Consider the following 404-nt stretch of genomic DNA (forward strand, 5'->3'; position numbering starts at 1 on the left):
CTGGCCCTGGGCAGCGACGGAAACATCTACGCATGGGGAAGCAACAGCAATGGTCAGCTCGGAGACGGAACAACCACTCAAAAGACTATACCGGTCAAAGTCAAGCCGCCCGTCGGCAAACCTACGGCTTTCACCTACGTGCAGGTCATTCGCACGAGTAAGAGCGGCCGGGCGGCGTATCAATCCCCCCGCCCCCGGCCCATACAGGGGGAGCAGGGAGGAAAAGTGTCACTTTAAGGCTCAAACCCCAAGAGAGCCGACACTTCCCTCCCGCGCCCCCACGACCGTGACGCGGCTTTCGAGTGGCTGGCGGCCTGGGCGCTGATCTTCGACCTGATGACCCTGGTGGCCGCCCTGGCACGCGGCAGCACCGCCGTGCAGGACCAACAATGAGCTTGCCCCGG

The 404-nt window shown here is 63.4% G+C and carries 1 protein-coding gene; it reads left to right on the top strand.

The window, feature by feature from the left end; all coding sequences use genetic code 11:
* On the top strand, positions 1 to 237 hold a 237-nt coding region (locus QRX40_RS08700; RefSeq protein WP_313837715.1), incomplete at its 5' end, for an RCC1 domain-containing protein.
* Positions 238 to 404: the final 167 nt, after the last annotated feature.

This window comes from Bifidobacterium sp. H6bp9, assembly GCF_032193695.1.
Taxonomy (GTDB): domain Bacteria; phylum Actinomycetota; class Actinomycetes; order Actinomycetales; family Bifidobacteriaceae; genus Bombiscardovia; species Bombiscardovia kimbladii.